Genomic DNA, 26,370 nt, shown 5'->3' on the forward strand with positions numbered 1-26,370 from the left:
GGCTTTGCGCATTGTGCGCGCAGAATGCGCGAAACCCGCCCCGACAGACACTGCCGGGGCTTTGGCGTTTAGGGGGCTAGTCGTCCTCGTTCTGCCATTCGATACGCGCGCCCAGGCTGACCAGATTTTCGACGAAGCGCGGATGCGCACGGCGGATGGGCGTGGCGTTGAGGATGCGCGAACTGCCCGGAATGCTGGACGCGATCATCAACAGCGCGATGGCGACGCGGATGATGTAGGGGCTATCCACTTCGGCCGGCGTCAGCGGCTTGCCGCCGAAGATCACTACGCGGTGCGGGTCCGACTGGAAGGCGTGGGCGCCGAACTTGCCCAGCTCCGAGGTCCAGCCCAGCGCGCCGTCATATACCTTGTTCCAGAACAGCATATTGCCTTCGGCCTTCACGCCCAGCGCGATGAAGATAGGCAACAAGTCCACCGGCAGATAGGGCCAGGGCGCGGCTTCGATCTTGGGCAGGATGTTCGGGGTGAATGGCTCGACGACTTTCAGCTTGTCGAAACGGGCGCGTGACCAGCCGTCGGCATGCTCGATATGGATGCCGAACTTGGCGAAGGTGCGGTCGATCAGCGGGAAGAATTCCGGCGCCCCATTCTTGACCTGAATATCGCCGCCGGTGATGGCGGACAGCGCCAGGAAAGTCACGACTTCATGGAAGTCTTCGACAAAGCTGAAATCCACGCCGCTTAATTGCTCCACGCCGTGGATGGTCAGGCGCGAGGTGCCTATGCCTTCTATGCGCGCGCCCATTGCCGTCATGAAGCGGCAGAACTCTTGCACATGAGGCTCGGATGCGGCATTGGTCAAGGTGGCGCTGCCGTTAGCCAAGGTAGCGCACATCACGAAGTTTTCCGTGGTGGTGACCGAAGCATAGTCCGGCCAGTGATCGAAGGCCTTGAGTCCTGATGCGGCATTGACGCGGATGCGGCCAGGCAGGCGGCTGACTGTCGCGCCAAAACCGCTGAAGACGTCGATATGCGGGTCGATCTCGCGCACGCCCAAGGTGCAGCCCTGCACGTCGTTTTCTATCCTGGCCTCGCCAAAGCGGGCCAGCAGCGGCGGCACCAGCATGATGGATGAGCGCATCTCTTCCGGCAGATGGTCGTGCTCTGCGTCAAAGCGCGCGCCGGCGTGGCAAAGCGTCAAGGTGCCGCTGGCCAGCTCGCCGTCGATGCGGCTGCCCAGCGAGCGGAAGAGCGCCAGGATCTTGCGCACGTCGGTGATGTCCGGCACGCCGCGCAGCGTGATCGGCTCCGTGGTCAGCAGCGTGGCGCACAGAATCGGCAGGACGGCGTTCTTGTTGGACGACGGGGTGATGCGGCCGCGCAATGGCGCGCCGCCATGGACGAGAAGGTGAGGCATGAGCGTATTGTGGTTTCGGTCAAAACGCCATTCTATGCCTGCCCGCATGACGAGTGGCCGGCCTTGTGTGTCGCTTGTGTGCCAGTCTGCGGCGGAATGAGAAAAGGCCATCGCGAGGATGGCCTTGGAAATGGCGCAAGTGCCGGCAGCTTAGCGATCCAGCCCGCCCAGCAGCACGTACTTGATTTCCAGATAGTCCTCGATGCCGTACTTGGAGCCTTCGCGGCCCAGGCCGGATTGCTTGACGCCGCCGAATGGCGCCGCTTCATTGGACAGCAGGCCGCTGTTGACCGCCACCATGCCGTATTCCAGGCCTTCGGACACGCGGAAGATGCGGCCGATGTTGCGGGCGTAGAAGTAGCTGGCCAGGCCGAACTCGGTGTCGTTGGCCAGGCGGATGGCTTCTTCTTCGGTCTTGAAGCGGAACAGCGGCGCCAGCGGGCCGAAGGTTTCCTCGCGCGCCACTTTCATATGGCTGCTGACGTTGCCGATCAGCGTCGGCTCGAAGAAGGTGTGGCCCAGCGCATGACGCTTGCCGCCGGCGATCAGCGTGCCGCCTTTGGACAGCGCGTCGGCGATGTGTTCTTCCACCTTGGCTACCGCGTTGTGGTCGATCAGTGGCCCCTGGGTGACGCCGGCTTCCAGGCCGTTGCCGACCTTCAGCGTGGCGACGGCGGCGGCGAATTTCTCGGCGAAGGCATCGTAGACGCCGTCCTGCACGTAGATGCGGTTGGCGCAGACGCAGGTCTGGCCGGCGTTGCGGTACTTGGAAATCAGCGCGCCTTCCACCGCGGCGTCCAGATCGGCGTCGTCGAACACGATGAAGGGGGCGTTGCCGCCCAGCTCCATCGATACCTTCTTCACCGTGCCGGCGCATTGGGCGATCAGTTTGCGGCCCACTTCGGTGGAGCCGGTGAAGGAGAATTTCTTCACCGTGTCGCTGCCGGTCAGTACCGCGCCGATTTCGCTGGAGCCGCCAGTGATGACGGAAAACACGCCGGGCGGGATGCCGGCGCGCTCGGCCAGCTCGGCCAGGGCCAGCGCCGACAGCGGCGTCTGGCTGGCCGGGCGGACCACCATGGTGCAGCCGGCGGCCAGGGCCGGGGCGGCTTTGCGGGTGATCATGGCGCTGGGGAAGTTCCACGGCGTGATGGCGGCGGTGACGCCGATCGGCTCCTTGGTCACCAGCACGCGGCGGTCAAGGGCAGGCCCCGGCACGATGTCGCCGTAGATGCGCTTAGCCTCCTCGGCGTACCACTCGATATAGCTGGCGCCGTAGGCGATCTCGCCCTTGGCCTCGGCCAGCGGCTTGCCCTGCTCGGAGGTCAGGATAATGGCCAGGTCCTGCTGGTGCGCCATGATCAGGTCGAACCAGCGGCGCAGGATGGCGGCGCGCTCCTTGGCGCTCTTGGCTTTCCAGGCCGGGAAGGCGCGCGCGGCGGCGGCCACTGCGCGCTCGGCTTCGGCCGCGCCCATCTTGGGCACCTTGGCGATCTGTTCGCCGGTGGCGGGGTTATGCACAGCGATGTGCTGGCCGCCATCGGCATCCAGCCATTTGCCGCCCAAATAGCATTGCTGGCGCAGCAGCGTCGGGTCTTGCAGATTCAACATAGCGTTGTCCTTGTGCGGATGCGGGGGCTGTGGCCCGCTGGCCCTCCCGCGTCCTGGGGGAGGGCCGCATCGCGAATCGGTTGGGGTCAGGCTTTCAGCGCCGCTTCCAGTTTGCCCAGCGCCTCGGCGAAGACTTCGTCTTCGATCGTCAGCGGGAACAGGAAGCGCACCACATTGGCGTAGATGCCGCAGGTCAGCAGAATCAGGCCATTGGCCAGCGCGTGCTGTTGCACCTTCTTGGCGAAGTCGGCATCCGGGGTGTGGCTGCCGGGCTGATTGAATTCCACGGCAACCATCGCGCCCAGGCCGCGCACTTCGGCGATGTGCGGCACGGCGGACTTCAGGCTGTTCAGCTTTTCCTTCAGCGCATCGCCCAGGCGCTGGGCGCGCTCGGTCAGCTTTTCGCTTTCGATCACGTCCAGCACCGCCAGGGCGGCGGCTACCGCCAGCGGGTTGCCGGCATAGGTGCCGCCCAGGCCGCCGGGGGCTGGCGCGTCCATGATGTCGGCGCGGCCGGTGACGGCCGACAGCGGGAAGCCGCCTGCCAGCGATTTGGCCATGGTGATCAGGTCCGGCACCACGCCGAAGTGTTCGCTGGCCAACAGCTTGCCGGTGCGGGCGAAGCCGGATTGCACTTCGTCGGCGATCAAGAGGATGCCATGGCGGTCGCACAGCTCGCGCAGCGCCTTGACCCATTCGGCCGGGGCGGCGTAGAAGCCGCCTTCGCCCTGGACCGGTTCATAGATGATGGCGGCGACGCGGGCAGGATCGATATCGTATTTGAACAGCTTGTCGATGGCGGTCAGCGAATCCTGCACCGAGACGCCGTGCAGCGCATTCGGATACGGCGCGTGGTAGACATCGCTGGGGAAGGGGCCGAAGCCCAGCTTGTACGGCGCCACCTTGCCGGTCAGCGCCATGCCCATCAGCGTGCGGCCATGGAAGGCGCCGCCAAAGGCGAGGATGCCGGGGCGGCCGGTGTAGGCGCGGGCGATCTTCACCGCGTTTTCCACGGCTTCCGCGCCGGTGGTGAACAAGGCGGTTTTTTTGGCGTAGCTGCCAGGCGTCAGCGCGTTCAGTTTTTCCGCCAGGCTGATGTAGGACTCGTATGGCACCACCTGGTAGCAGGTATGGCTGAAGCGCGACAGCTGCTCCGCCACGGCGGCTTCCACTTTGGGATGCAGGTGGCCGGTATTCAGCACGCCGATGCCGCCGGCGAAATCGATGTAGCGTCGGCCTTCGCTATCCCAGATTTCCGCGTTCTTGGCCCGTTCCGCGATGAAACTGCACATCACACCCACGCCGCGCGGGGTGGCGTCGGCCTTGCGTTGCATCAGTTGCTGCTGGCTCATGGAAGTCTCCTCGGGGCCGGGCGATCGTGGCGCCGCCGCGGCGGGTCGATATAGCGCTGGCGGAAGCCGGCGCGGCAACGAGTCATTCTATGAGTGTGTTTAGCAAAAAGCTACGCGGAGTGTAAAAAATTAAACGCCTGTGGCGCGGACGGCACAGGCGTTGGCAAAGCCATGGCGTGATCAGCGGACGATCAGCCGGTTGACGTCGGCCAGCACTTGCGGCTCCAGTTGGCCGGCCGCCTGGGCCAGGGCCAGGCGCGCGGTCAGGTAGCTGTATTTGGCGTTGGCCAGGCTGGTCAGCGCAGTGTAGTAGGACTGTTCGGCCTGCAGCAGGTCGATGTTGGTGCGGATGCCCACTTCCTTGCCCATGCGGGTGGACTCTACCTTGCTCTTGGCCGAAATCAGCAGCTGCTGCTGAGCCCGCACCAGCGCCGCGCCGTTGGTCACGCCGAGGAAGGCTTTGCGCACGTCTTCCTTCACCTGGCGGCGGGTCGATTCCAGCTGGTCACGGGCGGCGTCCTCCAGAGCCAATGCCTCGCGCACCTGGGAGTTGATGCCGCCGCCGGCAAACAAAGGCACATTGACGGTGACGCCGATATTGCTGCCGCGGGTATGCGGATAGTTGCCGTACTGGTTGCTGATCTGGTCGCTGTAGCCGGCATTGAGGGTGACGGTGGGCAGGTGGTTGCCCTTTTTTTCGATCGCGCTTTGGTGAGCCAGGTCCAGGTTCTGTTGCGCGGTCTTGATCTTCAGGCTGTTCTGCAAGGCCATGTCGATCCAGGCTTCCAGGCCGGCCGGCTTGGGCGGGTCCAGCGGCAGCTGATCGCGCACGGTCTGGATGCCGGCCGGGTCCAGGCCGGTCAGCCGTTTCAGATTGTTCTGCGCCAGTTCCAGATTGTTGGCGTCGCTGATTTCCTGCGCCACGGCGCCATCGTAGCCGGCTTGCGCTTCATTGGTGTCGGTGATGGTGGCGGTGCCGACTTCGAACGCGGTCTTGGCCTGCTGCAGCAGGTTCAGATAGGTTTTCTTGCTGGCGCGGGTGGCGGCCAGCGTGTCCTGGGCGCGCAGCACGTCGAAGTAGGCTTGGGCGATGTCCAGAATCAGCTGCTGCTCGGCGGCGTCGAAGGTGGTGTCGGCCAGTTCGGTGCTGAGTTTGCCCTTCTTGTAGCCGGTGTACTTGCCGACATCGAACAAGGGCTGTTGCAGGTTCAAGCCGTAGCCATGGTTTTCATAGCCGCTGTTGCTGACCACATTGCCGTAGGCATCGACAATATTCGAAGGCTGCATCGGGTTGTTGTAGCTGTAGGTGCCGGTGGCGCTGACCTGCGGCAGCAACTGGCTGCGTCCCTGCACCAGCTTTTCCTGCCCGGCGTCGCGCTGGGCGCGCGAGACGGCGAAATCGGCGTTGTAGTCGCGGGCGGCTTGCCAGGCGCCGACCAGATCAAAGGCCTGGCTGGGGAGGGAGGCGCCCAGCAGCAGCAGGGCGGCGGGCAGGGTCAAGTTGTTCTTCTTCATCAGATTGCTCATTTTTTTGTTCGTTATTCCGACTGCGCGGCGGCAGGTCGTTCTTCATCTCGCGACACGCGGAACCATTGAGCGTACAGGGCCGGCAGGAACAGCAGCGTCAACACGGTGGCGACCAGCAGGCCTCCCATTATGGCGACCGCCATGGGGCCCCAGAAGGTGCTGCGAGTCAGTGGGACCATGGCCAGGATGGCGGCCAATGCTGTCAGCATTATGGGCCTAAAACGACGCACGGTGGAACCGATGATGGCCTCGAAGCGGCCTATGCCGTCACGGATGTCATGTTCGATCTGATCCACCAGGATCACCGAATTGCGCATGATCATGCCGGAAAGGGCGATCACGCCCAGCATGGCCACAAAGCCGAAAGGCGCGTGGAACAAGATCAGCGTGACCGTGACGCCTATCATGCCCAACGGCGCGGTCAGCACCACCATCAGCGTGCGCTGGAAACTGTGCAGCTGCAGCATCAGGAGTGTCAGAACTACAACAATCATCAGCGGCGCGACGGCAGCGATGGCGCGTTGGGATTTGCCGCTCGATTCCAGCACCCCGCCGGTTTCGATGTGGTAGCCCAGCGGCAGCGTGCGTTCCAGGGCCAGTATCTGCGGCTGCAGCTGAGTGGATACATCCGCGCCCTGCACGCCGTCCACCACATCGGCGTTGACGGTGATGGCCGGCAGCCGGTTGCGGCGCCAGATGATGCCTTCCTCCGGCTCATAGTGGATATGGCCGATCTGCGACACCGGCACGAAGCGGCCGCTGCCGGTCTGGATCATCAAATTGCCCAGCGCGGCGACATCTTTCTGCTCGCCCGGATTCAGCCGCGCCACGATGGCGATGCTCTGATTGCCTTCGCGATAGGCGCTGACGGCGGAGCCGGAGATCAGCATCTGCAGTTGCTGCGACAGCTGCTGCGAGCTGAGGCCGAGCGCGGCAGCCTTGTCCTGGTCGATGGCTATGCGCAGCGCCTTCACCTGTTCGCCCCAGTTCTGGTTGACGCGAAGCGCGGCCGGGTGCTTGCGCACCAGCGCTTCCACGCGGTCGGCGATCTGGCGTACTTGCTCATGGTCCGGGCCCATCACGCGGAATTGCACCGGGTAGCCCACCGGCGGGCCATTTTCCAGCCGGGTGACGCGGCCGCGCACCAAGGGGAAGTCGTTGTCGAAAATCTTCTCCAGGCGTTGTTTGACTGCCTCGCGCAGGTGCTCGTCGCGCGTCATCACCATCAGCTGGGCATAGTTGATGTGCTGTTGCTGCTGGTCCAGCGGCAGATAGAAGCGCGGGCTGCCGCTGCCGACATAGCTGGTGACGCTGACCACGTTGGGATCGGCCTTGGCCAGTTTCTCCATCTTTTCCACCTGCGCCAGTGTGGCCTGGTAGCTGGCGCCGCGCGGCAGCCACATGTCCACCATCAGCTCCGGGCGGTTCGATGAGGGGAAGAACTGCTGGGCGACAAACAGCTTGAATGCCAGCAGCGAGACGACAAAGGCGGCCAGGGTGGCGGCGATCACCGTCTTGCGGTGGTCCAGGCACCATTCCACCGTGCGGCGGAAGCGCTGGTAGAACGGCTTCTGGTAGACGTCATGCTCGCCGTCATGATGCGGCTTGGCCGGCAGCAGCACATAGCCCAGATATGGCGTGAACACCACGGCGACGATCCACGACAGCACCAGGGCGATGCCCACCACCGCGAACAGGCTGAACACGTATTCGCCGGCCATGGACTTGGCCAGCCCCACCGGCAGGAAGGTGGCGGCGGTGATCAGCGTGCCGGTCAGCATGGGGAAGGCGGTGCTGGTGTAGGCGAAGGTGGCGGCCTGGAACTTGCTCCAGCCTTGTTCCAGTTTCAGCGCCATCATCTCCACCGCGATGATGGCGTCGTCCACCAACAGGCCCAGCGCGATGATCAGCGAACCCAGCGAGATCCGCTGCAGGTCGATGTTGAAGAAGTACATGGCGAGGAAGGTCATCGCCAGCACCAGCGGGATGGACAGCGCCACCACCACGCCGGTGCGCAGGCCCAGGCTGAAGAAACTGACCGCCAGCACGATCACCACCGCCTCCACCAGCGAGCGCATGAATTCGCCGACGGCGTCGTGCACCACTTTGGGCTGGTCCGACACGGCGTGGATTTCCACGCCCAGCGGCAGCTTGCCCTTGATGTGGGCGATGGTCTGGTCCAGGTTGCCGCCCAGCTTCAGCACGTCGCCGCCGCTCTTCATGCTGATGGCCAGCGCCAGCACCGGCTTGCCGTTGAAGCGCACGCTGCTTGTCGGCGGGTCGATGTAGCCGCGCGAGACGGTGGCGATGTCGCCCAGGCGGAAGGTCTTGCCGCCGGCGCTGACCGGCGTGGCGGCGACGGCCGCCACCGAATCGAACTTGCCGGTGGGGCGCACCCAGATGCGGTCGCTGGCGGTTTCGTAGGTGCCGGCCGGCGTCATCGCGTTCTGTTCCTGCAAGGCCTGCCAGATGGTCCGGCTGTCCAGGCCCAGGCTGGCCAGCTTGGCGCTGGACAGATCGACATGGATTTGCTGGTCCTGCCGGCCCAGCACCTGCACCTTGGCCACGTCCGGCACGCGCAGCAGTTCCTGCTTGGCCGATTCGACATAGCGGCGCAGCTCCTCGTAGCTGAAGCCGTCGCCGCTGAAGGCGTAGATGTTGCCGAAGGTGTCGCCGAACTCGTCATTGAAGAACGGCCCCTGGGCGCCGGTGGGCAGTGTATAGGCGATGTCGCCCAGCTTCTTGCGCACCTGATACCACAGCTGCGGCACGTTCTTGGGCGGCACGTCCTCGCGCAGCGACACCACCAACAAGGTCTCGCCGGGCTTGGTGTAGCTTTGCACGTAGTCGATCTCGCCCATTTCCTGCAGTTTTTCCTCCAGCTTGTCGGTGACCTGCTGCTCCATCTCCTCCGTGCTGGCGCCGGGCCAGTTGGCCTGCACCAGCATGGCCTTGAAGGTGAATTCCGGGTCTTCCTTCTGGCCCAACTGGGTGTAGGCCCAGGCGCCGGCCAGCATTAGGATCACCATCAGGTAGCGGACCAGCGGCTGGTGGCGCAGCGCCCATTCGGACAGGTTGAGTTTTTTCATCGCCATGTCCTCATCGGTCCAGCAGCTTGATGCGCTGCTGCTCGTGCAGGAGATGCACGCCGGCGGTGACGACCTTGTCGCCGGCGCGCACGCCGGAGGCGATGACGGCGTTGTCGCTGTCGATGGCCGCAACCTTAACCGGCTTGCGGCTCACGCGCAGGGTCTTGTCGTCTATCGTCCACACGTAATGCTTGCCTTGCAGGTCCAGCAGCGCGCTTAGCGGCAGCCGCAGCTGATGGCTGGCCTGCGCCGGCAGGGCCACGTCGGCGGTCATGCCCAGCTGCAGGCCGCGGCTGTCGCCGGACAGGGCGATCCGCGCCGGATAGGTGCGGGTCACCGGGTCGGCGTCGGCCGCCAGTTCGCGCAGCTTGCCTTCCAGCGGCGCGCCGCCCTTCCACAGCGTCACGCGGAAGCTGCCGGCCTTGCGCACCGCTTCCAGCGCGTTTTCCGGTACCTGGATCGCCACTTCGCGCGAGCCGTCCTGCGACAGCTTGGCCACCGGCTGGCCGGCGGCCACCACCAGGCCCGGCTCGGCCTGCATCTGGCTGACGACGCCGTCGGCGTCGGCGGTCAGCGTGGCGTAGACGGTCTGGTTGCGGCTGGCCGACAGCGCGGCGCGCGCCTGATTGACCTTGGCCTGGGCGGCGTTGACGCCGTTGATCTGCGCGTCTACCTGGGCCTGGCTGATGAATTGCTTGGCCAGCAGTTCGCGATAGCGTTTCAGATTCAGCTGCTGCTGGGCGAGGTCGGATTCGGCCGCGGCCAGCTGCGCCTGCTTGGCCGCCAGGTCGAGCTGGTAGTCGTTGGGGTCCAGCCGCGCCAGCGGCTGGCCTTTTTTGACGCGCTCGCCGCTATTGACCAATTTGGCCACCACTTTGCCGGGCACGCGGAAGGCGAGCTGGGTTTCGTTGCGGGCGCGGATTTCGCCGGAATAGCTGCTGCCGCTCAAAGCGGCGGCGTCGCCGGCCACGATGTAACGCACCGGGCGGATGTCTTCCGGCGCGCTGGCTTTTTCCTGGCAGGCGCTGAGCACGAGCGCGCCCAGCAGCGCCAGGCTGACGGTGATGGTTTTCTTCATGATGGCAAGTCCTGGGAAACGGGGTATTGCAGGCCCTGCAAAGTGAGCCGCAGCGCGCTCTGCAGGAAGCCCAATGGATCGCGGGTGATGCTGTCGCAGCACCCCGGCACTTGGCCGAAGGAGTGGCTGAGAATCATCGTCATCAGCATCGGCGCCGTCAGCATGTCGATGACGTGTTCGAGATTCGCGGGCCGGAACTCGCCGCGATCCATGCCGCGCTGCACGATGTGGCCCAGCAGTTGGCGGGCCGGTTTGATGACTTCTTCGTAATAGAACTGGGCCAGCTCCGGGAAATTGGTGGCCTCCGCGGCCATCAGCTTGCATAGCCCGGCCGAGCGGGTGGCGCCGATATGGGTCCACCAGTCTTCCAGCGCCGCGTGCAGCAGCTGGCTGCCGCTGGCGTCCTGCAGTTGCTCCAGCTGCGCGCTCATCGCCTGCATCCGGGCGACGATGGTTTCACGCACCACCGCCTTGAAGATTTCTTCCTTGTTCTGGAAGTACAGATACGGCGTGCCCTTGGTCACCCCCGCGGCCTGGGCGATGTCTTCCATCTTGGTGGCGCGGTAGCCCTTGTCGACGAACAGCGTCAGCGCGGCATCGAGGATTTCGCTGGGACGCGCGTCCTTCTTGCGCTGCCAGCGGCTGTTGCCGGATTCTCCCATTGCCTTCTTTCTGAATTTTGGTTCAGTAATGGCGGCACTGTAGGCGCGAACCGGATCGTCTGTAAATTAATAAATTACAATTCAGCAAGTGGCGTGATTAAAATGCAACACCGTAATCCGAATCGACAGTCAGCCGTTAAGTGCTGGAGAAACACGCCCCGCTACAAGGAGAGAGAAAGTGGCAATCGACGCAGCCGATAAGGCGAACATCCTGGCCGAGGCCCTGCCGTACATCCGTCAGTTCACCGGCAAGACCATCGTGATCAAGTACGGCGGCAACGCCATGACGGACGACGCGTTGAAGGAAGGCTTCGCCAAGGACGTGGTGCTGCTGAAGCTGGTCGGTATGAACCCCGTGGTGGTGCATGGCGGCGGCCCGCAGATCAATGATCTGCTGGCGCGCGTCGGCAAGCAGGGCGAGTTCATCCAGGGCATGCGCGTGACCGACGCCGAAACCATGGAAGTGGTGGAAATGGTGCTGGGCGGGCTGGTCAACAAGGAAATCGTGTCGCTGATCAACAAGCATGGCGGCAAGGCCGTGGGCGTCACCGGCAAGGACGGCCATTTCATCCGCGCCCGCAAGCTGTTCCTGAAGGCCGAGGGCGAGGAGGCGATCGATATCGGCCAGGTGGGCGAGATCGAGTCCATCGATCCGTCGCTGGTGTCGCTGCTGGACAGCCAGGACTTCATCCCGGTGGTGGCGCCCATCGGCGTCGGCATGGACGGCGAAGCCTACAACATCAATGCCGACCTGGTGGCCGGCAAGCTGGCCGAAACCTTGAAAGCGGAAAAGCTGGTGCTGATGACCAACACGCCGGGCGTGCTGGACAAGAGCGGCCAGTTGCTGACCGGCCTGACCGCGCAGCGCATCGACGAGCTGTTTGCCGACGGCACCATCTCCGGCGGCATGCTGCCCAAGATCAGCTCGGCGCTGGACGCCGCCAAGAGCGGCGTCAACACCGTCCACATCATCGATGGCCGCGTCAAGCACGCCTTGCTGCTGGAAATCCTCACCGCCGCCGGCGTGGGCACGATGATCCGCGCCTGATGGCGTTTTGTAGCGGCGACCCACAGTGAGCTATATTGATGGCATGCCACGGCGCATGCCGTCATGCGGCGCGCCATGGCTCCACAGCGCACAAGGGGAGGCAGCATGCAAACCGTAAGACAACTGCTGGACAGCAAACCGAGTCGGTCGCTGGTGTACGTCAATCCGGACAGCACCGTGTTCCAGGCGCTGCAGGTGATGGCGGAAAGCGATATCGGCGCGGTGCTGGTGATGGAGTCCGGCGACATCGTCGGCATTTTTTCGGAGCGCGATTACGCTCGGCGCATCGTATTGCAAGGCCGCACCTCTGCCGGAACCAAGGTTCGCGACATCATGACCAGCCGCGTAGTCTACGTCACGCCGCAGCAAACGCTGGACCAGTGCATGGCGCTGATGACGGAGAAGCGCATCCGCCACCTGCCGGTGCTGGAGGATCAGACGGTGCTGGGCATCCTGTCCATCGGCGACTTGGTGCGGGCCACCATAGAAGAGCAGGAGCAGGTGATCAATCATCTGGTCCATTACATCCAGTCTGCCTGAATAATCGCTCACGCCATGCGACGGCCCGCCTGCTGCGGGCCGATGTTTTTCTACGCCTGAACCGGGGACAGACGCTGGCGCAACGCCAGCAGCGCCGGCGCTACCCGCTGGCGCATGGCGGCTTCGTCGAAGGCGAAGGCGGGGCCGCTGGCGTTCAGCGCCATGGCCGGTTGCCCCGGCAGCAGGGCCGGCAAATGCACCCCCACCGCCATCACGTCCGGCTCGTATTCTCCAAATGACGCCGAATAACCCAGGGCCTGGTAGTCGGCGCAGGCCTGACGCAGCCGTGTTTCCAGCAGCGGCCAGCCGGAGCCGTATCTTTCTGCCAGCAGCGGCAGCACCGCCTGCTGCTCCGGCTGGGGCAGGCCGGCGAAATACGCGCGGCCGATGGCGGTCGTGGCCAGCGGGACCCGCGAGCCGGCGCTGAGCTGCACCGACACCCGCGCCTGGCTGCGGCAGGTTTCCAGATACACCATGTCGCTGCCGTCGCGCAGCGCCAGGCTGATCGATACATTGTTGTGCAAGGCGAACTCGCGCATCAAAGGCGCGGCGGCCGAGCGCAGGTCGTAGCCGGCCAGCGCCGTCGTCCCCAGCGCCAGCAGCGCCAGCCCAAGCCGGTACGGTCCGCCATCGCCCTCCGGCTGCAGATAACCCAGCCGGGTCAGCGTGTAGCTCAGCCGCGATACCGTGGACTTGGGCAGGCCGGTGCGGCGGGCCAATTCCTGGTTGGACAGCGCGCCCTCTCCGGGGCGAAACGCCGCCAGCACTTCCAGTCCGCGCGCCAGGGCGGTGACGAATTGGCGGTCTGCTTGCTGTTGCATCCTGTTCCTCATCATGGCAACGGTTTTGCCACATGACGGATAAATCGCTTTACAAGCCCGTGGCAGAGTGTTTAGTCTATTTTGCATGGTGAAATCTAATTCCGCAATGCGGAACATGTGGGAGAGGTCAGATGGCAGCATCCACGCAGCGCGCAGCGTTCAGTTGGGAAGATCCCCTGCTGTTGCAGGAACAGTTGAGCGATGAGGAAAGACTGGTGCAGCAGAGCGCGCACGAGTATTGCCAGGAGCGGCTGCTGCCGCGCGTCTTGACGGCCAACCGCGAGGAGCGCTTCGACCGCGAAATCATCAACGAGATGGGCGAACTGGGCTTGCTGGGCTGCACCATCGAGGGCTATGGCTGCGCCGGCCTGTCGCATGTGGCCTACGGCCTGGTGGCGCGCGAAGTGGAGCGCGTCGATTCCGGCTACCGTTCGGCGATGAGCGTGCAGTCGTCCCTGGTGATGCATCCGATCTGGGCTTACGGTTCCGAGGCGCAAAAGGACAAATATCTGCCCAAGCTGGCCAGCGGCGAGTGGCTGGGGTGTTTCGGCCTGACCGAGCCCGACTCCGGCTCCGACCCGGCCAGCATGAAGACCCGCGCCCGCAAGGTGGACGGCGGCTATCTGCTGTCCGGCAGCAAAATGTGGATCACCAACAGTCCGGAAGCCGATGTGTTCGTGGTGTGGGCCAAGGATGACGAAGGCGAAATCCGCGGCTTCATCCTGGAGAAGGGCATGAAGGGCCTGTCCGCGCCCAAGATACACGGCAAGTTCTCGCTCAGGGCATCGATCACCGGCGAGATCGTGATGGACGACGTGCTGGTGTCGGAAGCGCAGCTGCTGCCCGGCGTCGCCGGGCTGAAGGGGCCGTTCGGCTGCCTGAACAAGGCGCGCTACGGCATCGCCTGGGGCGCGATGGGCGCCGCGGAGTTCTGCTGGCACGCCGCGCGCCAGTACACGCTGGACCGCCAGCAGTTTGGCCGGCCGTTGGCCGCCAATCAGCTGATCCAGCTGAAGCTGGCCAATATGCAGACCGAGATCGCGCTGGGCCTGCAGGCCGCGCTGCGCGTGGGGCGGCTGATGGACGAGGGCCGCGCCGCGCCGGAAATGATCTCGCTGATCAAGCGCAATAATTGCGGCAAGGCGCTCGATATCGCCCGCGTCGCCCGCGACATGCATGGCGGCAACGGCATCTGCGACGAATTCCATGTGATCCGCCATGTGATGAATCTGGAGGCGGTCAACACTTATGAGGGCACGCACGATGTGCATGCCCTGATTCTGGGCCGAGCCCAGACCGGTATTCAGGCATTTGCCTGATAAGCCGGCGCGGCCGGATGGCCGGCTGCGCCGTTGATTCCTGTCTGTCCTTTGTGGGCCCGGCTTGCCGGGCCGCTTTTTTTCTACTGGGCATTGCGCAATGGGTCAGAAACGCTGTCTGGAATAACTGCGCTTGCTACACTGAATTGCCCGAGCGACATAAATAGGTCGCAAGCGGGTGGCATCATCGAAATCCTGAAATGGGGAGGAAGTCGCGATGGCTGGAGCGTTGGCGGGTATCAAGGTGGTGGATCTGAGCCGGGTGCTGGCGGGGCCATGGGCCAGCCAACTGCTGGCGGACCTGGGCGCGGAAGTAATCAAGATCGAAAAGCCGGGTAGCGGCGATGACACGCGGCAATGGTCGCCGCCCAGTCTGCCGGACGGCCGAGCGGCCTATTATCTGTGCGCCAATCGCGGCAAGCGTTCGCTGACGGTGGACATCACGCAGTCGGATGGCCAGGAGATCATCCGCCGGCTGGCGGTAGACGCCGATGTGGTGCTGGAAAACTACAAAGTGGGTGGTTTGAAGAAGTACGGCCTGGACTACGACAGCTTGAAGGCGATCAATCCCAAGCTGGTGTATTGCTCGATCACCGGCTTCGGCCAAACCGGCCCTTATGCCAGTTATGCCGGCTACGACTACATCGTGCAGGGCATGTCCGGCCTGATGAGCATCACCGGCCCTGCCGATGGCGAGCCGCACAAGGTGGGCGTGGCGGTGTCCGATCTTTTCACTGGCCTGTATGCCGCCAACGCGGTGCAAGCCGCGCTGATCGCCCGCGAGCGCACCGGCGCGGGCCAGCATATCGACATGGCGCTGTTCGACTGCTCGCTGGCCATGCTGGCCAATGTGGCGTCCAACTGGCTGGTGGGGCGGACCGTGCCGCCGCGGCTGGGCAATGCTCACGCCAATATCGTGCCGTATCAGGTGTTCTCCGCGTCCGACGGCCATTTCATCTTGGCTTGCGGCAACGACAAACAGTTCGTCGATGTATGCCGCATCATCGGCCAGCCGCAGTGGGCGCGCGACGCGCGCTTCGTCACCAACCCGCAGCGCGTCGCCAACCGTTTGCATCTGGTGTCGCTGCTGGCGATGGCCTTCCGTCATCACGGGCGGGATTATTGGCTGGAGCGGCTGGACAAGGCCGGCGTGCCGTGCGGGCCGATCAACGATGTGGCCGAGGCCTTCGAAGATCCGCAGACGCAGGCGCGCGGCATGGAGCTGACGATGACCGACGCCGAGGGGCGGCAAGTTCCCATGGTAGGGTGTCCGATCAAACTATCGGGCACGCCGGTCGAGTACAATCTAGCCCCGCCCGATCTGGGCGAACATACTGAGCAGATCTTGCGCGCGTTGGGTTACGTGGATTCGGACATTGTCGCATTGCGCAACAATGGCACCGTTTAAACGCTTGTTTGATTTTGACGTCTTGCCGTCTTCATAGCATGATGTCAATCAAATCAATAAGTCCCAGCGGGCGCAAAGGAGAAACGGTGCAACGCGAATACATGGAATACGACGTAGTGATCGTCGGCGGCGGCCCAGCCGGGCTGTCCGCCGCGATCCGTCTGAAACAGCTGGCGGCCGAACAAGGCCGCGACATCAGCGTCTGTCTGCTGGAGAAAGGCTCCGAGATCGGCGCCCACATCCTGTCCGGCGCGGTGATCGAAACCGGCGCGCTGTCCGAGCTGCTGCCCAACTGGAAAGAACTGGACGCGCCGTTGAACACGCCGGCCCAAGCCGACCGCTTCCTCTATCTGACGGAAACCGAGTCCATCCAGTTGCCGACGCCGCCGCAGATGCACAACAAGGGCAACTATATCGTCAGCCTGGGCAACTTCTGTCGCTGGCTGGGCCAGCAGGCGGAGAACCTGGGGGTGGAAATCTACCCGGGCTTCGCCGCGGCCGAGGTGCTTTACCACGCGGACGGATCGGTCAAGGGCGTGGCCACCGGCGCCGTCGGCACCGGCAAGAATGGCGATCTGGACGGCGAGCCGGGCATGGAGCTGTGGGCCAAGCAGACCATCTTCGCCGAAGGCTGTAGGGGCTCGCTGACCAAGACGCTGCTGTCGCGCTTCCACCTGACCGATGGTTCCGATCCGCAAACTTTCGGCATCGGCATCAAGGAACTGTGGGAAGTGCTGCCGGAAAACCATCAGCCCGGCCATATCACCCACACCGTGGGCTGGCCGATGGATACCGCCACCTACGGCGGCTCCTTCCTGTACCACCTGGAAGACAATCTGGTGGCGGTCGGCTTCGTGGTGGGCCTGGATTACCAGAACCCGTATCTGTCGCCGTTCGAGGAATTCCAGCGCTTCAAGACCCATCCGGCGATCAAGCAAGTCTTCGAGGGCGGCCGCCGCGTGTCCTATGGCGCGCGCGCGCTGACCGAGGGCGGCTTGCAAAGCCTGCCCAAGCTGACCTTCCCGGGCGGCGTTTTGGTTGGCGATACCGCCGGCTTCCTCAACGTGCCCAAGATCAAGGGCACCCATACCGCGATGAAGTCGGCCATGCTGGCGGCGGAAGCCGTGTACGAGCTGCTGGGCGACGAGGCGGAGGCGCAAGGCGGCGAAGCCAAGGGCTATTCCGCCAAGTTCAAGCAAAGCTGGGTCTACGACGAGCTGTACAAGGTGCGCAACATCCGGCCGTCGTTCCGCTGGGGGCTGTGGCCGGCGATGATCTATTCGGCCATCGACACCTTCCTGTTCCGCGGCCGCGCGCCGTGGACGCTGCGGCACAAGCACGCCGACAACGAGGCGCTGCGGCCGGCTTATGAGTTCAACCGCATTCAGTATCCCAAGCCGGACGGCGTGCTGACTTTCGACCGCCTGTCGTCGGTGTTCATCGCCAACGTCAACCACAGCGAGGAGCAGCCGCCGCACCTGAAGCTGAAGGACGCGGCGGTGCCGATCGCCATCAATCTGGCCAAGTACGACGCGCCGGAGCAGCGCTACTGCCCGGCCGGCGTGTACGAGATCGTGGGCGCGGAGGAGGGCAAGCCGCGGCTGCAGATCAATGCGCAGAACTGCGTGCACTGCAAGACCTGCGACATCAAGGACCCGACCCAGAACATCAATTGGGTGACGCCGGAAGGCGGCGGCGGTCCGAACTACCCGAATATGTGATCGGGCGGTTTGTTGCCGCGCCAGGCCGGGCTTTCCGTTGGAAAACCCGGCCTTTTTGCATGGCTGCAGATCAAGTCTTGCGAAACAATGGCTTGACGGCGGCCGCCATCGTTGGCAGCATGGTCGAATGCTCGCCCAAAATGTATTTTTCGCCCACGCCTATTATTGGTACCGCCCCTCCCGGCGGCGCCAGGGATAGGCTCGGCAGTCATTTGGACTGAGCGCACTACCCGACCATGCCGCCGATCACCGGCGGCATTTGTGTTTGAAGCTCCAACGCAGCACATGGTCTCCGGTCAGGCGGATTTCACGCTCCAGGAGACAGAGCCATGAACGAAATCAGCGACGCCCTCATTCTCGCCACCCATGCCCAGCAGCCTCAAGCGCCGCTGACAGGGTATCCGGTTGCCCTGGCAACCGATGGCGAATGGCTGGCGTATCGTCCGGGCTCGCCTCAATTTCCGCCGCAAGCGGCGTGTCTGCTGGAGTCGCTGCTGCCGGAAATCCGCCAGTTGGCGCTGCATCTGGCGCTGCGCCGCGGCCTGCCGCCGGGCAAGACGCCATCGCGCATCGCCGAAGCGGCAGATTGGCTGGCGGCGCGGATGTTGTTGCTGGAATGGCGGCAACTGGCAGTGGGCCTGGACGAGCTGTCCTTGCTGGACGAGGCCAACCTCCGCGCGCGGCAGTTTGCCGAGGCCGCCGGTTGGGAATGGACGCCCACGCTGCCGTTGTTGCTGCCGGCTGGCCGGACCGAGGGCATGCTGCAGGGCTGGAGCGCCGCGCCGGCGTCGGCGCAGGGCGAACAGGCCGTGCCGGCCAGTCTGGCGTTTCGCCGCACCGTGGCGGCGCGCTTTGCCGCCTTGTTTGCCCGTTAACCACCAAGGAGATGCGATGGAGCTGGAACTGCTCGACGAGAACGAACGCAGGCTGAACAATCTGACGCTGACCGTCTACATTCTGCAGGCGGTGAGCCTGCTGGTGGGCGTGACCGGCATCGTCGCGGTCATCATCAACTACGTGAAGCGCGACGACGTGCGCGGCACGATGTATGAAAGCCATTTCGAGTGGCAGATCCGCACTTTCTGGCTGGCTCTGCTCGGCTATGTCATCGGCTTTGCCACGCTGTGGCTGCTGGTCGGCGGCGTGGTGTTATTCGCGGTATGGGTGTGGTACATCTACCGCGTGGTGAAGGGTTTTCTGTATTTCAACGACCGCAAGCCGCTGCCGCTGCAATGAAAAGGCGGGCGCCGTGGCGCCCGCAAACGGCTCTGCGCGAACCGGTAAAACGCGGCCGGCGAGTTTCCGGCCCGGATTGCTGTGACGCCATGCTAAACCGCTCAAGCCTGGGCCGCCGCGAAACCCGCCGCCGGCTTGTCCCACGTCAAGCCTAGCAGCAAGCCGCCGGCTTTGGCACAATGCGCAACCGCCATCTATACCTGCCATCATGCAAGCCGAAGATCTGCTGAACCTGACCACCCGCACCATGCCCTTCGGCAAGCACAAGGGCGCGCTGATTTGCGAGCTGCCGGGCAATTACCTGAACTGGTTCGCCCGCGAGGGCTTCCCGCCCGGCGAGATCGGCCGCCTGCTGCAACTGATGCATGAACTGGACCACAATGGTCTGACTTATCTGCTGGACCCGATTAGAAAGCGTTGAACAATGGCAATCCAATGGTTTCCCGGCCATATGAACAAGGCGCGCAAGGATGTCGCCGAGCGCCTCAAAGATATTGATGTCGTCATCGAGCTGCTGGACGCGCGTCTGCCGGCTTCCAGCGCCAACCCGATGCTGGCCCGCATGGCCAAGGGCAAGCCGCGGCTGATGATCCTGAACAAGCAGGATCTGGCCGATCCGGCCGTTACCGAACAATGGCTGGCCTGGTACCGCGCCAAGACGCAAACCGAGGCGCTGGGCATGGATGCCGGCGAACGCGCCCCGGCGCAGCGGCTGATCGCCGCCTGCCGCGCGCTGGCGCCTAACCGCAGCGGTTTGGAGAAGCCGCTGCGCGTGCTGATCTGCGGCATTCCCAACGTTGGCAAGTCCACGCTGATCAACAGCATGTCCAGCCGCAAGATCGCCAAGACCGGCAATATGCCGGGCGTCACCAAGAACGAGCAACGCATCATCCTGGAAGACGATTTCGAGCTGTACGACACCCCAGGCATGCTATGGCCGAAGATCGAGGTGGAAGAGGGCGGCTACAATCTGGCCGCCAGCGGCGCGGTCGGCCGCAACGCGATGGACGAGGAGGAGGTGGCCCTGGAGCTGCTGAAGTACCTGCTGGTCCATTACCGCGCCGATCTGGCCGCCCGCTACAAGCTGGATGAGGAAACGCTGGAAGGCATGCAGGACTGGCAGGCGCTGGAGCTGATCGGCAAGCGGCGCGGCGCGGTGCTGTCCGGCGGCCGCATCAATATGCAGAAAGCGGCCGAGATTGTGTTGACCGACTTCCGCGATGGCCAGACCGGCCGCATCACGCTGGAGCGCCCGGACGAGTGGGCGGTGTGGGAGAAGCGCGCCAAGGCGATCGCCGCCGAGCGAGCCATCCTGCGCGAAGAAAAGCTGAAGGAAAAGGAAGGCCGCAAGCAAGGCAGCCGCTGATTCGTCGGCATGATGGAAAGCAAACAGGCCCGGGAATCGGGCCTGTTGTCGTTTGGGCGGCGCGGTTTAGGCGATGGTATTGACGATGTTGCCGTTGGTGCTGTCCGCCACCGCTTCGCCGGCCAAGGCCGGATTGCTCTGCAGTATGGTGGCCCAGTTGGCGTTGAGGCTGGAGCCGGCGCTGCTGGAGGCGCCCAGTGTTTGCGACAGGATCTGCTGGTCGGTGCTTTGGGCGGCGGTTTCGCCGCTGCTGGGACTGAGCAGGCTGCCTTGCAGGGTGCCGGCGGTGGCGAAACCGTTGAGCAGGCCGGCGGCGTCATAGGTGCCGGCATCGCTGCTGTTGCCGCCGAGTAAAACAACGGCGCTGGATTCCTGCGCCAGTTGCGCCGCTTGGGCTGCCAGCGCAGTCGTCGCATTGCCGTTCTGTACAACGGGGGAAGGCACGGTGCCGCCATTCAACAAGGCGGCGCTGGCCAGCGAAATCTGCGCGGTCTGGCTGATGCTCATGGCGAAACTCCTGGGTAGAGCGATTCTACCTTGGCAGTATCGGCAGTTTGCCCGGCGGACTCAATAGCGCTTAATAGCTACTAACAAATCAATGGTTTAGGTTTTTCAGCTCCGGGCCAACAGAAAGGTGCCGGCGGCGGCGAACAGCAGCATCAGCAGCTGTCCGGCCCGCACGCTCCAGTGCGCGCCGGTTTCCAGGCAGGCCTGTTCCGGCTTGGCCGGATTGTAGCGAACGGGTATGGACGCGCTCGCCGGATAACGGCGCGCGAGGTCTTCCGCTAGCGTCTGGCTGCCGCCGAAGCCGATATCGGGGATGCGGATGGCGCTGGAGGAGTAGGTTTGGCCGTTGACTTGATAACGGTAGGAGACGACGGCGCGGTATTCGCGCTGATCGTGGTTGTCGGCGCCGCGGCGCACACGCCATTCCACCTCGCTGCGTTCGACTGTGCCCATTGTGGACGGCCAATCCTGCGCGGCATTGGCCAACTGCGCCTGGCGCCACAGCCAGCCAAAGCCGGCGACGCCGATGGCGATCAGCAGCAGCGCAGGAAACTTGGCCAGCATCAAACGGCGGTGCCGGGCTGCTCGAACCAGCCGGCCAGTATGGCTTGCGCCGCCACTTGGTCCAGCGCCGGTTTCTGCTTGCGGCCTTTCTTGACGCCGGCCTCTTCCAGCAGCTGCTCGGCGATGACCGAGGTGTAGCGCTCGTCCACCAGCCATACCGGCAGGCCGAAGCGTCCCTTCAGTCGGTTGGCGAAGCGGCGCGACAGCGCGGACATCTCATGCTCGACGCCATCCGGATGCATGGGCAGGCCCACCACCAGCTGTTTGGGCTGCCATTCCGCTATCAGTTTGGCGATGGCGGCGAAGCGTTCATCGGTGATGGGCGTGTCTATGGTAGCCAGCGGATGCGGGATGCCCAGCAGGGTGTCGCCGACGGCGACGCCGATGCGGCGCTCGCCAAAATCGAAAGCCAGCGCGCAACCTTCAGGCATGGCCGACATCCGAGGATAGCAGCGAGGGATCGAAGCCGAGCAGCGCCATGGCCGCATCGTAGCGGTCTTCGCATGGCAGGTCGAACACGATGGCCGGGTCTGCCGGCACCGTCAGCCAGCCGTTGTCGGCAATTTCCTGCTCCAGTTGGCCGGCCGACCAGCCAGCATAGCCGAGCGAGATCAGCAGCCTCTCCGGCTTCTTGCCCTGAGACACCGCCGTCAGCACATCCTTGGACGTGGTCAGCGCCACGTCGTCGGTCACCATCAGGCTGGATTGCCAGTTGCCGGCCGGTTGATGCAGCACGAAGCCGCGGTCCGGCTGCACCGGACCGCCGAAGTACACCACGCCGGTGCGGGTGTCTTCGTCATCCAGCGGCAGATCGATCTGATCGAACAACTGAGCCATGGCGATGCCGGATGGCTTGTTGATGATCAGCCCCATGGCGCCGTGCTCGCCGTGCTCGCACAGATAGACCAGAGACTTGGCGAACAGAGGATCCGCCATGCCGGGCATGGCGATCAGGAAGTGATTGGACAGCGATAAGGATTCCATACGGGCATTATGGCACAAGTGTCCTTGCCGCTGGCTAGCCCGTTTCACGACAATTTTCGGCCAAAATAGTCCGTCGACCCGCAGTCTGTCGCAGCCTGATAAAATGAACAGTTTGCTCCCTTTCGCTGCGAGGACGTTTTGCGCCTGACCCATATCAAGCTCGCCGGTTTCAAGTCATTCGTCGACCCCACCAGCATCGCGGTGCCGGGCCAACTGGTGGCGGTCATCGGCCCCAACGGCTGCGGCAAGTCGAACGTGATCGACGCCGTGCGCTGGGTGCTGGGCGAATCGTCCGCCAAACAGCTGCGCGGCGAATCCATGCAGGACGTGATCTTCAACGGTTCGTCCAGCCGCAAGCCGGTGTCGCGCGCTTCGGTCGAGCTGGTGTTCGACAACGCCGACGGCCAGCTTACCGGCCCCTGGGGCCAATACGCCGAAGTGGCCATCAAGCGGGTGCTGACCCGCCAGGGCGAATCCAGCTACTACATCAATAGCCAGCAGGTGCGGCGGCGCGACATCACCGATCTGTTCCTCGGCACCGGGGTGGGCGCGCGCGGCTACGCCGTGATCGAGCAGGGCATGATTTCGCGCATCATCGAGGCGCGGCCGGAAGAGCTGCGCGCCTATCTGGAAGAGGCGGCCGGCGTGTCCAAGTACAAGGAGCGCCGCCGCGAAACGGAAAACCGCCTGTCCGATACCCGCGTCAACCTGGAGCGCATCGCCGACCTGCAGCAGGAGCTGGAGCGTCAGGTGGAGCGGCTGTCCGAGCAGGCTGAAGTGGCCGCGCAATATCACGACATGCGCGGCGCGCTGACCCACAAGCAGAACCTGCTGGCCTTGGCGCGGCGCGAGGAGGCGGCGCGCAACGAGGCGCATGCCCGCGGCGAGCTGGCGCGCATCGAAACCGAAGAAGCCGCGCTGGAAGCGGCGGTCACCCACCTGGAAACCGAGCAGGAAACGGTGCGCGAACAGCACTTCGCCGCCAGCGACGCCGTGCATGAGGCGCAGCAGCGGCTGTTCGAGGCCAATGCCCAGCTGGCGCGTCTGGAAGAGGCGCAGCGCCACCGCGAGCAGAGCCGGCAACGGCTGGAGCGCGATCTGGCCGCCGCGCGCAGCGAGCGCCAGCAACTGGCGGACAACCGGCAGCAGGTAGAGGCTGAGCTGGACGACTGGCTGCCGCGCCTGGAAGAGGCGCAACTGCGGCAGGAAGAAGCGCAGATGGCGCTGGAGGACGGCGCAGACGAACTGCCGACCGCCGAGGCGGCTTTCCGCCAACTGGACCAGCAACAATCGCAACTGACCGCGCAGCAGGCCAATCTGACGCGCGAGCGCGATTTGTCGCGGCAGCAAATCGAACACTGGCAGCGCGGCCAGCAGCAGCTGGATGGCCGCGACGCCGCGCTGACGCGCGAACTGTCCGACCTGAATCTGCCGGAGCACGGCACGCTGGAGGCGGCGAAGCAGGAGGTAGACAAGGCCAAGGCCGCGCTGGACGCGGTGCGCGCCAGGCTGGTGGCGGACGAGGCCAAGCAGGCGGATTTGGCCGCCGAGCGCGAAAAGCTGGACCAGCAGTTGTCCGCCAAGCGCACCGAATTGGCGCGCGCCGAGGCCGAGGCCGCCGCGTTGGCGGCGCTGCTGCAGCGCGAAGCGGCCGACGAGCAATTGGCCGGCTGGCTGGACAAGCATGGCCTGGCCGACGCGCCGCAGCTATGGCAATCGCTGCAGGTGGACGCGCGCTGGCAACAAGCGCTGGAAGCGGTGCTGGGCGAGCGCCTGTCCGCCCGCGCCGCCGCCTTGCCTGGCACGCCGCCGCCCGCCGCGCTGGCGCTGGTGGACGGCAAGCGCGCCGCTTCGGCCGGACTGCCTGCGCGCGCCTGGCCATCGCTGCTGGCAGAAGCGAAGGCGCAAGCGCCTTTCGATGCGGCCTTGGGCGACTGGCTGGCCGGCGTCTATCTGGCCGAGACGCTGGACGCCGCTTTGGCTCGCCGCGGCGAGCTGGCGGCCGGCGAATGCTGGCTGACGCCGGAAGGCCATCGCGTCGATGCCGTCAGCGTGCGTTTCCACGCGGAAGCCAGCGGCGACGGCTTGATGGCGCGCAAGCAGCAATTGGATCAGGCGGCCGCCCGCGCCGACGCCTTGCGGCCGGAAATCGACGCTTTGCAGAAGAAGCGCGACAGCCTCTTGAGCATGGGCAATATGCTGGCGGAGGCCGTGCGCGGCCAGAAGAGTTCGCTGACTCGGCTGGAGGCCGAGCTGAACGCCGCCACGCTGGAGCATGTCAAGCTGGACCAGGCGGCGCGCCAGGGCGCGGCGCGTCTCTCAGCCATCGAGGCCGAACGCGGCCGCATCGCCGAGGAGCGTCAGCTGGCGGCGGAGGGCATCGCCGAGGCCGAGCTGATGGGCGAGGAGGCGGCGCTGACGCTGGAGGAGCTGGCGCTGCAGCTGGAGGACGTTCGGCTGGCGCGGCTGAACGCGGAAACCCGGCTGGAGCTGGCGCGCAACAAGGCCCGCGACGCCGAGCGCGTGCTGCACGAGATCAAGCTGGCCTTGCATAGCGCCGAGCAGAGAGTGGCCGAGTTGTCGCGCCGCGGCCGCGAACTCGCCGACCGCGACGAGCAATTGCAGGAGCGGCTGGAGGCGCTGGCCGGCGAATCGGAAACGGTAGACGAGGCGGTGCCGGAAGAGGCGCTGCAACTGGCGCTGGCCGAGCGCGAAACGCGCGAGGGCGAACTGTCCGCCGCGCGCGACAGGCTGAACCAGCTGACCGAGCGGATGCGCGAGATCGGCCAGCGCCAGCACGAGGCCAACGCCGCCTTGCCGGCGCTGCGCGAGGCGCGCTCGGATTGGCTGCTCAAGCATCAGGAAGCCCGCTTGGCGATGGAGCGTTTCGCCGAGGAGCTGGCTCAGGCCGAGGCCGACGAAACCGCGCTGCTGGCCGACCTCAACGAAGGCGTCAAGCCAAACGCCTTGGCCGCCGAGATCGCCCGCCTGGCGCGCGCGTTGGAGGGGCTGGGCGCGGTCAACCTGGCGGCGCTGCAGGAACTGGACGAGGCGAAGAAGCGCGGCGAATACCTGCAGAACCAGTCCGACGACCTGAATCAGGCCATGGCAACGCTGGTCGAGGCCATCAGCAAGATAGACGGCGAAACCCGCGACATGCTGCAGGCCACTTATGACGCGGTGAACGCCAAGATGCGCGAGTTTTTCCCCACGCTGTTCGGCGGCGGCCGCGCCGAGCTGGTATTGACCGGCGAAGACTTGCTGGACGCCGGCGTGCAGATCATCGCCCAGCCGCCGGGCAAGAAGAACAGCACGATTCATCTTCTGTCCGGCGGCGAGAAGGCGCTGACCGCGATGAGCCTGGTGTTCTCGCTGTTCAGCCTGAACCCGGCGCCGTTCTGCCTCTTGGACGAGGTGGACGCGCCGCTGGACGACGCCAATACCAGCCGCTTCTGCGACCTGGTCAAACAGATGTCCGAGCGCACCCAGTTCCTCTATATTTCACACAACCGGCTGACCATGGAGATGGCCGAGCAGCTGGTGGGCGTGACGATGCAGGAGCAGGGCGTCAGCCGCATCGTGGCGGTGGATATCGTCGAGGCGCTGAAGATGCGCGAGACAGCCTGATAGCCGGCTTGACGCGGCGCAAGGTTCGGCCCGGCGGCCGGATGGCATACTGCGCCGCCGGCTGTTGGGACGAGTGGTAACTGTCCGGCTGCGTTGTGTCGCCATCGTGGAATCCGTTCATGACCGTAAGCATCAAACGTTGGGAGCCGGAAAATGTCATTTTCTGGCTGAGCCGCGGCCGCGGCATTGCTCGGCGCAATCTGTGGCTGTCGATTTTCTCGCTGCACCTGAACTTCAACATCTGGATGATGTGGAGCATGGTGGTGGTCAACCTGCCGGCGGTGGGTTTCCTGATTTCCGGCCAGCAGCAATTTCTGCTGGTGTCGATTCCGCCGCTGGTGGGTGCGTTGATGCGCCTGATCTATTCCTGGGCCTGGAGCTGGGTGGGCGGCGGGCTATGGCTGGGGCTGTCCACGCTGTTCCTGTTGCTGCCCGCCTGGGGCGTCGGCCGGGTGGTGCAGGATATCGCCTCGCCGTTCTGGCAGTTGCTGCTGGTGGCGGCCTTGTGCGGCATAGGCGGCGGTGCCAGCGC

The 26,370-nt window shown here is 64.7% G+C and carries 22 protein-coding genes and 1 pseudogene; 11 read left to right on the plus strand and 12 right to left on the minus strand.

The window, feature by feature from the left end; translation table 11 throughout:
* Positions 1–76 precede the first annotated feature (76 nt).
* The 7 genes from C2134_RS13210 to C2134_RS13240 all read right to left on the minus strand — a co-directional run bounded on the left by C2134_RS13210 (position 77) and on the right by C2134_RS13240 (position 10,697).
* Complete coding sequence (locus C2134_RS13210) at positions 77–1,378, minus strand: UDP-N-acetylglucosamine 1-carboxyvinyltransferase (RefSeq protein ID WP_103320651.1); 1,302 nt, start codon at positions 1,376–1,378, stop codon at positions 77–79.
* A gap of 150 nt (positions 1,379–1,528) precedes the next feature.
* Positions 1,529–2,989 (minus strand): NADP-dependent succinate-semialdehyde dehydrogenase, encoded by a 1,461-nt coding sequence (gene gabD, locus C2134_RS13215; RefSeq protein WP_103320652.1) that lies wholly within the window; start codon positions 2,987–2,989, stop codon positions 1,529–1,531.
* Positions 2,990–3,075: 86 nt separating this feature from the next.
* Positions 3,076–4,341: a 4-aminobutyrate--2-oxoglutarate transaminase gene (gene gabT, locus C2134_RS13220; protein ID WP_103320653.1), complete on the minus strand. Its 1,266-nt coding sequence runs from the start codon at positions 4,339–4,341 to the stop codon at positions 3,076–3,078.
* A 180-nt stretch (positions 4,342–4,521) separates the two neighbouring features.
* Positions 4,522–5,868: a TolC family outer membrane protein gene (locus C2134_RS13225; RefSeq protein WP_233196444.1), complete on the minus strand. Its 1,347-nt coding sequence runs from the start codon at positions 5,866–5,868 to the stop codon at positions 4,522–4,524.
* Positions 5,869–5,879: 11 nt separating this feature from the next.
* A complete protein-coding gene (locus tag C2134_RS13230) occupies positions 5,880–8,957 on the minus strand; it encodes an efflux RND transporter permease subunit (RefSeq protein ID WP_103320654.1) in 3,078 nt (1,025 codons plus the stop codon).
* 10 nt (positions 8,958–8,967) lie between these two features.
* The gene (locus tag C2134_RS13235; protein ID WP_103320655.1) at positions 8,968–10,035 is read right to left on the minus strand and encodes an efflux RND transporter periplasmic adaptor subunit; all 1,068 of its coding nucleotides are present in this window, start codon (positions 10,033–10,035) and stop codon (positions 8,968–8,970) included.
* Positions 10,032–10,697 (minus strand): TetR/AcrR family transcriptional regulator, encoded by a 666-nt coding sequence (locus tag C2134_RS13240; protein ID WP_103320656.1) that lies wholly within the window; start codon positions 10,695–10,697, stop codon positions 10,032–10,034. The genes C2134_RS13235 and C2134_RS13240 overlap by 4 nt, the downstream gene beginning before the upstream one ends.
* 178 nt (positions 10,698–10,875) lie before the next feature.
* Here C2134_RS13240 and argB point away from each other — a divergent pair, with 178 nt between their 5' ends.
* A complete protein-coding gene (gene argB / locus C2134_RS13245) occupies positions 10,876–11,745 on the plus strand; it encodes an acetylglutamate kinase (protein WP_103320657.1) in 870 nt (289 codons plus the stop codon).
* A 105-nt stretch (positions 11,746–11,850) separates the two neighbouring features.
* Positions 11,851–12,285 (plus strand): CBS domain-containing protein, encoded by a 435-nt coding sequence (locus C2134_RS13250; RefSeq protein ID WP_103320658.1) that lies wholly within the window; start codon positions 11,851–11,853, stop codon positions 12,283–12,285.
* A 50-nt stretch (positions 12,286–12,335) separates the two neighbouring features.
* On the opposite strand, the gene C2134_RS13255 is transcribed toward C2134_RS13250, so the two are convergent.
* Entirely contained in the window at positions 12,336–13,106 is a 771-nt protein-coding gene (locus tag C2134_RS13255; RefSeq protein ID WP_103320659.1) for an IclR family transcriptional regulator, read from the minus strand.
* Positions 13,107–13,237: 131 nt separating this feature from the next.
* Here C2134_RS13255 and C2134_RS13260 point away from each other — a divergent pair, with 131 nt between their 5' ends.
* From C2134_RS13260 to ylqF, 7 genes are all read left to right on the plus strand, one after another.
* Entirely contained in the window at positions 13,238–14,425 is a 1,188-nt protein-coding gene (locus C2134_RS13260; protein ID WP_103320660.1) for an acyl-CoA dehydrogenase, read from the plus strand.
* Between the two features lie 217 nt (positions 14,426–14,642).
* Positions 14,643–15,833 carry a CaiB/BaiF CoA transferase family protein gene (locus tag C2134_RS13265; RefSeq protein ID WP_103320661.1) on the plus strand — a complete coding sequence of 397 codons (1,191 nt, stop codon included), beginning with the start codon at positions 14,643–14,645 and terminating at the stop codon, positions 15,831–15,833.
* Between the two features lie 101 nt (positions 15,834–15,934).
* The gene (locus tag C2134_RS13270) at positions 15,935–17,554 is read left to right on the plus strand and encodes an electron transfer flavoprotein-ubiquinone oxidoreductase (protein WP_103320667.1); all 1,620 of its coding nucleotides are present in this window, start codon (positions 15,935–15,937) and stop codon (positions 17,552–17,554) included.
* 329 nt (positions 17,555–17,883) lie between these two features.
* The gene (locus tag C2134_RS13275) at positions 17,884–18,429 is read left to right on the plus strand and encodes a hypothetical protein (RefSeq protein WP_103320662.1); all 546 of its coding nucleotides are present in this window, start codon (positions 17,884–17,886) and stop codon (positions 18,427–18,429) included.
* Between the two features lie 16 nt (positions 18,430–18,445).
* Positions 18,446–18,790, plus strand: coding sequence for a DUF4870 family protein (locus C2134_RS13280; protein WP_199154615.1), 345 nt, complete (start codon positions 18,446–18,448; stop codon positions 18,788–18,790).
* Between the two features lie 208 nt (positions 18,791–18,998).
* Entirely contained in the window at positions 18,999–19,211 is a 213-nt protein-coding gene (locus tag C2134_RS13285) for a DUF3820 family protein (RefSeq protein WP_071110624.1), read from the plus strand.
* 3 nt (positions 19,212–19,214) lie between these two features.
* A complete protein-coding gene (gene ylqF / locus C2134_RS13290) occupies positions 19,215–20,156 on the plus strand; it encodes a ribosome biogenesis GTPase YlqF (protein ID WP_071110623.1) in 942 nt (313 codons plus the stop codon).
* Between the two features lie 66 nt (positions 20,157–20,222).
* Here ylqF and C2134_RS13295 read toward each other — a convergent pair whose 3' ends face one another.
* From C2134_RS13295 to C2134_RS13310, 4 genes are all read right to left on the minus strand, one after another.
* Positions 20,223–20,663: a hypothetical protein gene (locus C2134_RS13295; RefSeq protein ID WP_103320663.1), complete on the minus strand. Its 441-nt coding sequence runs from the start codon at positions 20,661–20,663 to the stop codon at positions 20,223–20,225.
* Between the two features lie 105 nt (positions 20,664–20,768).
* Complete coding sequence (locus tag C2134_RS13300; RefSeq protein WP_103320664.1) at positions 20,769–21,227, minus strand: DUF3592 domain-containing protein; 459 nt, start codon at positions 21,225–21,227, stop codon at positions 20,769–20,771.
* On the minus strand, positions 21,227–21,667 hold the full coding sequence (gene ruvX / locus C2134_RS13305; RefSeq protein WP_071110620.1) for a Holliday junction resolvase RuvX: 441 nt from the start codon (positions 21,665–21,667) through the stop codon (positions 21,227–21,229). Before ruvX ends, C2134_RS13300 begins: the two co-directional genes overlap by 1 nt.
* Positions 21,651–22,211, minus strand: a complete 561-nt coding sequence (locus C2134_RS13310; RefSeq protein ID WP_071110619.1) for a YqgE/AlgH family protein — start codon at positions 22,209–22,211, stop codon at positions 21,651–21,653. The genes ruvX and C2134_RS13310 overlap by 17 nt, the downstream gene beginning before the upstream one ends.
* Positions 22,212–22,349: 138 nt before the next feature.
* Between C2134_RS13310 and smc the strand changes: the two genes are divergently transcribed.
* Positions 22,350–25,838: a chromosome segregation protein SMC gene (gene smc / locus C2134_RS13315; RefSeq protein ID WP_103320665.1), complete on the plus strand. Its 3,489-nt coding sequence runs from the start codon at positions 22,350–22,352 to the stop codon at positions 25,836–25,838.
* A gap of 119 nt (positions 25,839–25,957) precedes the next feature.
* A pseudogene (locus C2134_RS13320) lies at positions 25,958–26,370 on the plus strand (MFS transporter); the annotation flags it as partial.

Source organism: Chromobacterium sinusclupearum, assembly GCF_002902845.1.
GTDB classification, from domain to species: Bacteria; Pseudomonadota; Gammaproteobacteria; order Burkholderiales; family Chromobacteriaceae; genus Chromobacterium; species Chromobacterium sinusclupearum.

What these genes read in the sequence shown, in the direction of transcription:
- C2134_RS13210 (WP_103320651.1), bottom strand. Translation starts at nt 1,378, where the DNA reads ATGCCTCACCTTCTCGTCCATGGCGGCGCGCCATTGCGCGGCCGCATC.
- gabD (WP_103320652.1), bottom strand. Translation starts at nt 2,989, where the DNA reads ATGTTGAATCTGCAAGACCCGACGCTGCTGCGCCAGCAATGCTATTTG.
- gabT (WP_103320653.1), bottom strand. Translation starts at nt 4,341, where the DNA reads ATGAGCCAGCAGCAACTGATGCAACGCAAGGCCGACGCCACCCCGCGC.
- C2134_RS13225 (WP_233196444.1), bottom strand. Translation starts at nt 5,868, where the DNA reads ATGAGCAATCTGATGAAGAAGAACAACTTGACCCTGCCCGCCGCCCTG.
- C2134_RS13230 (WP_103320654.1), bottom strand. Translation starts at nt 8,957, where the DNA reads ATGAAAAAACTCAACCTGTCCGAATGGGCGCTGCGCCACCAGCCGCTG.
- C2134_RS13235 (WP_103320655.1), bottom strand. Translation starts at nt 10,035, where the DNA reads ATGAAGAAAACCATCACCGTCAGCCTGGCGCTGCTGGGCGCGCTCGTG.
- C2134_RS13240 (WP_103320656.1), bottom strand. Translation starts at nt 10,697, where the DNA reads ATGGGAGAATCCGGCAACAGCCGCTGGCAGCGCAAGAAGGACGCGCGT.
- C2134_RS13250 (WP_103320658.1), top strand. Translation starts at nt 11,851, where the DNA reads ATGCAAACCGTAAGACAACTGCTGGACAGCAAACCGAGTCGGTCGCTG.
- C2134_RS13255 (WP_103320659.1), bottom strand. Translation starts at nt 13,106, where the DNA reads ATGCAACAGCAAGCAGACCGCCAATTCGTCACCGCCCTGGCGCGCGGA.
- C2134_RS13260 (WP_103320660.1), top strand. Translation starts at nt 13,238, where the DNA reads ATGGCAGCATCCACGCAGCGCGCAGCGTTCAGTTGGGAAGATCCCCTG.
- C2134_RS13265 (WP_103320661.1), top strand. Translation starts at nt 14,643, where the DNA reads ATGGCTGGAGCGTTGGCGGGTATCAAGGTGGTGGATCTGAGCCGGGTG.
- C2134_RS13270 (WP_103320667.1), top strand. Translation starts at nt 15,935, where the DNA reads ATGGAATACGACGTAGTGATCGTCGGCGGCGGCCCAGCCGGGCTGTCC.
- C2134_RS13275 (WP_103320662.1), top strand. Translation starts at nt 17,884, where the DNA reads ATGAACGAAATCAGCGACGCCCTCATTCTCGCCACCCATGCCCAGCAG.
- C2134_RS13280 (WP_199154615.1), top strand. Translation starts at nt 18,446, where the DNA reads ATGGAGCTGGAACTGCTCGACGAGAACGAACGCAGGCTGAACAATCTG.
- C2134_RS13285 (WP_071110624.1), top strand. Translation starts at nt 18,999, where the DNA reads ATGCAAGCCGAAGATCTGCTGAACCTGACCACCCGCACCATGCCCTTC.
- ylqF (WP_071110623.1), top strand. Translation starts at nt 19,215, where the DNA reads ATGGCAATCCAATGGTTTCCCGGCCATATGAACAAGGCGCGCAAGGAT.
- C2134_RS13295 (WP_103320663.1), bottom strand. Translation starts at nt 20,663, where the DNA reads ATGAGCATCAGCCAGACCGCGCAGATTTCGCTGGCCAGCGCCGCCTTG.
- C2134_RS13300 (WP_103320664.1), bottom strand. Translation starts at nt 21,227, where the DNA reads ATGCTGGCCAAGTTTCCTGCGCTGCTGCTGATCGCCATCGGCGTCGCC.
- ruvX (WP_071110620.1), bottom strand. Translation starts at nt 21,667, where the DNA reads ATGTCGGCCATGCCTGAAGGTTGCGCGCTGGCTTTCGATTTTGGCGAG.
- C2134_RS13310 (WP_071110619.1), bottom strand. Translation starts at nt 22,211, where the DNA reads ATGGAATCCTTATCGCTGTCCAATCACTTCCTGATCGCCATGCCCGGC.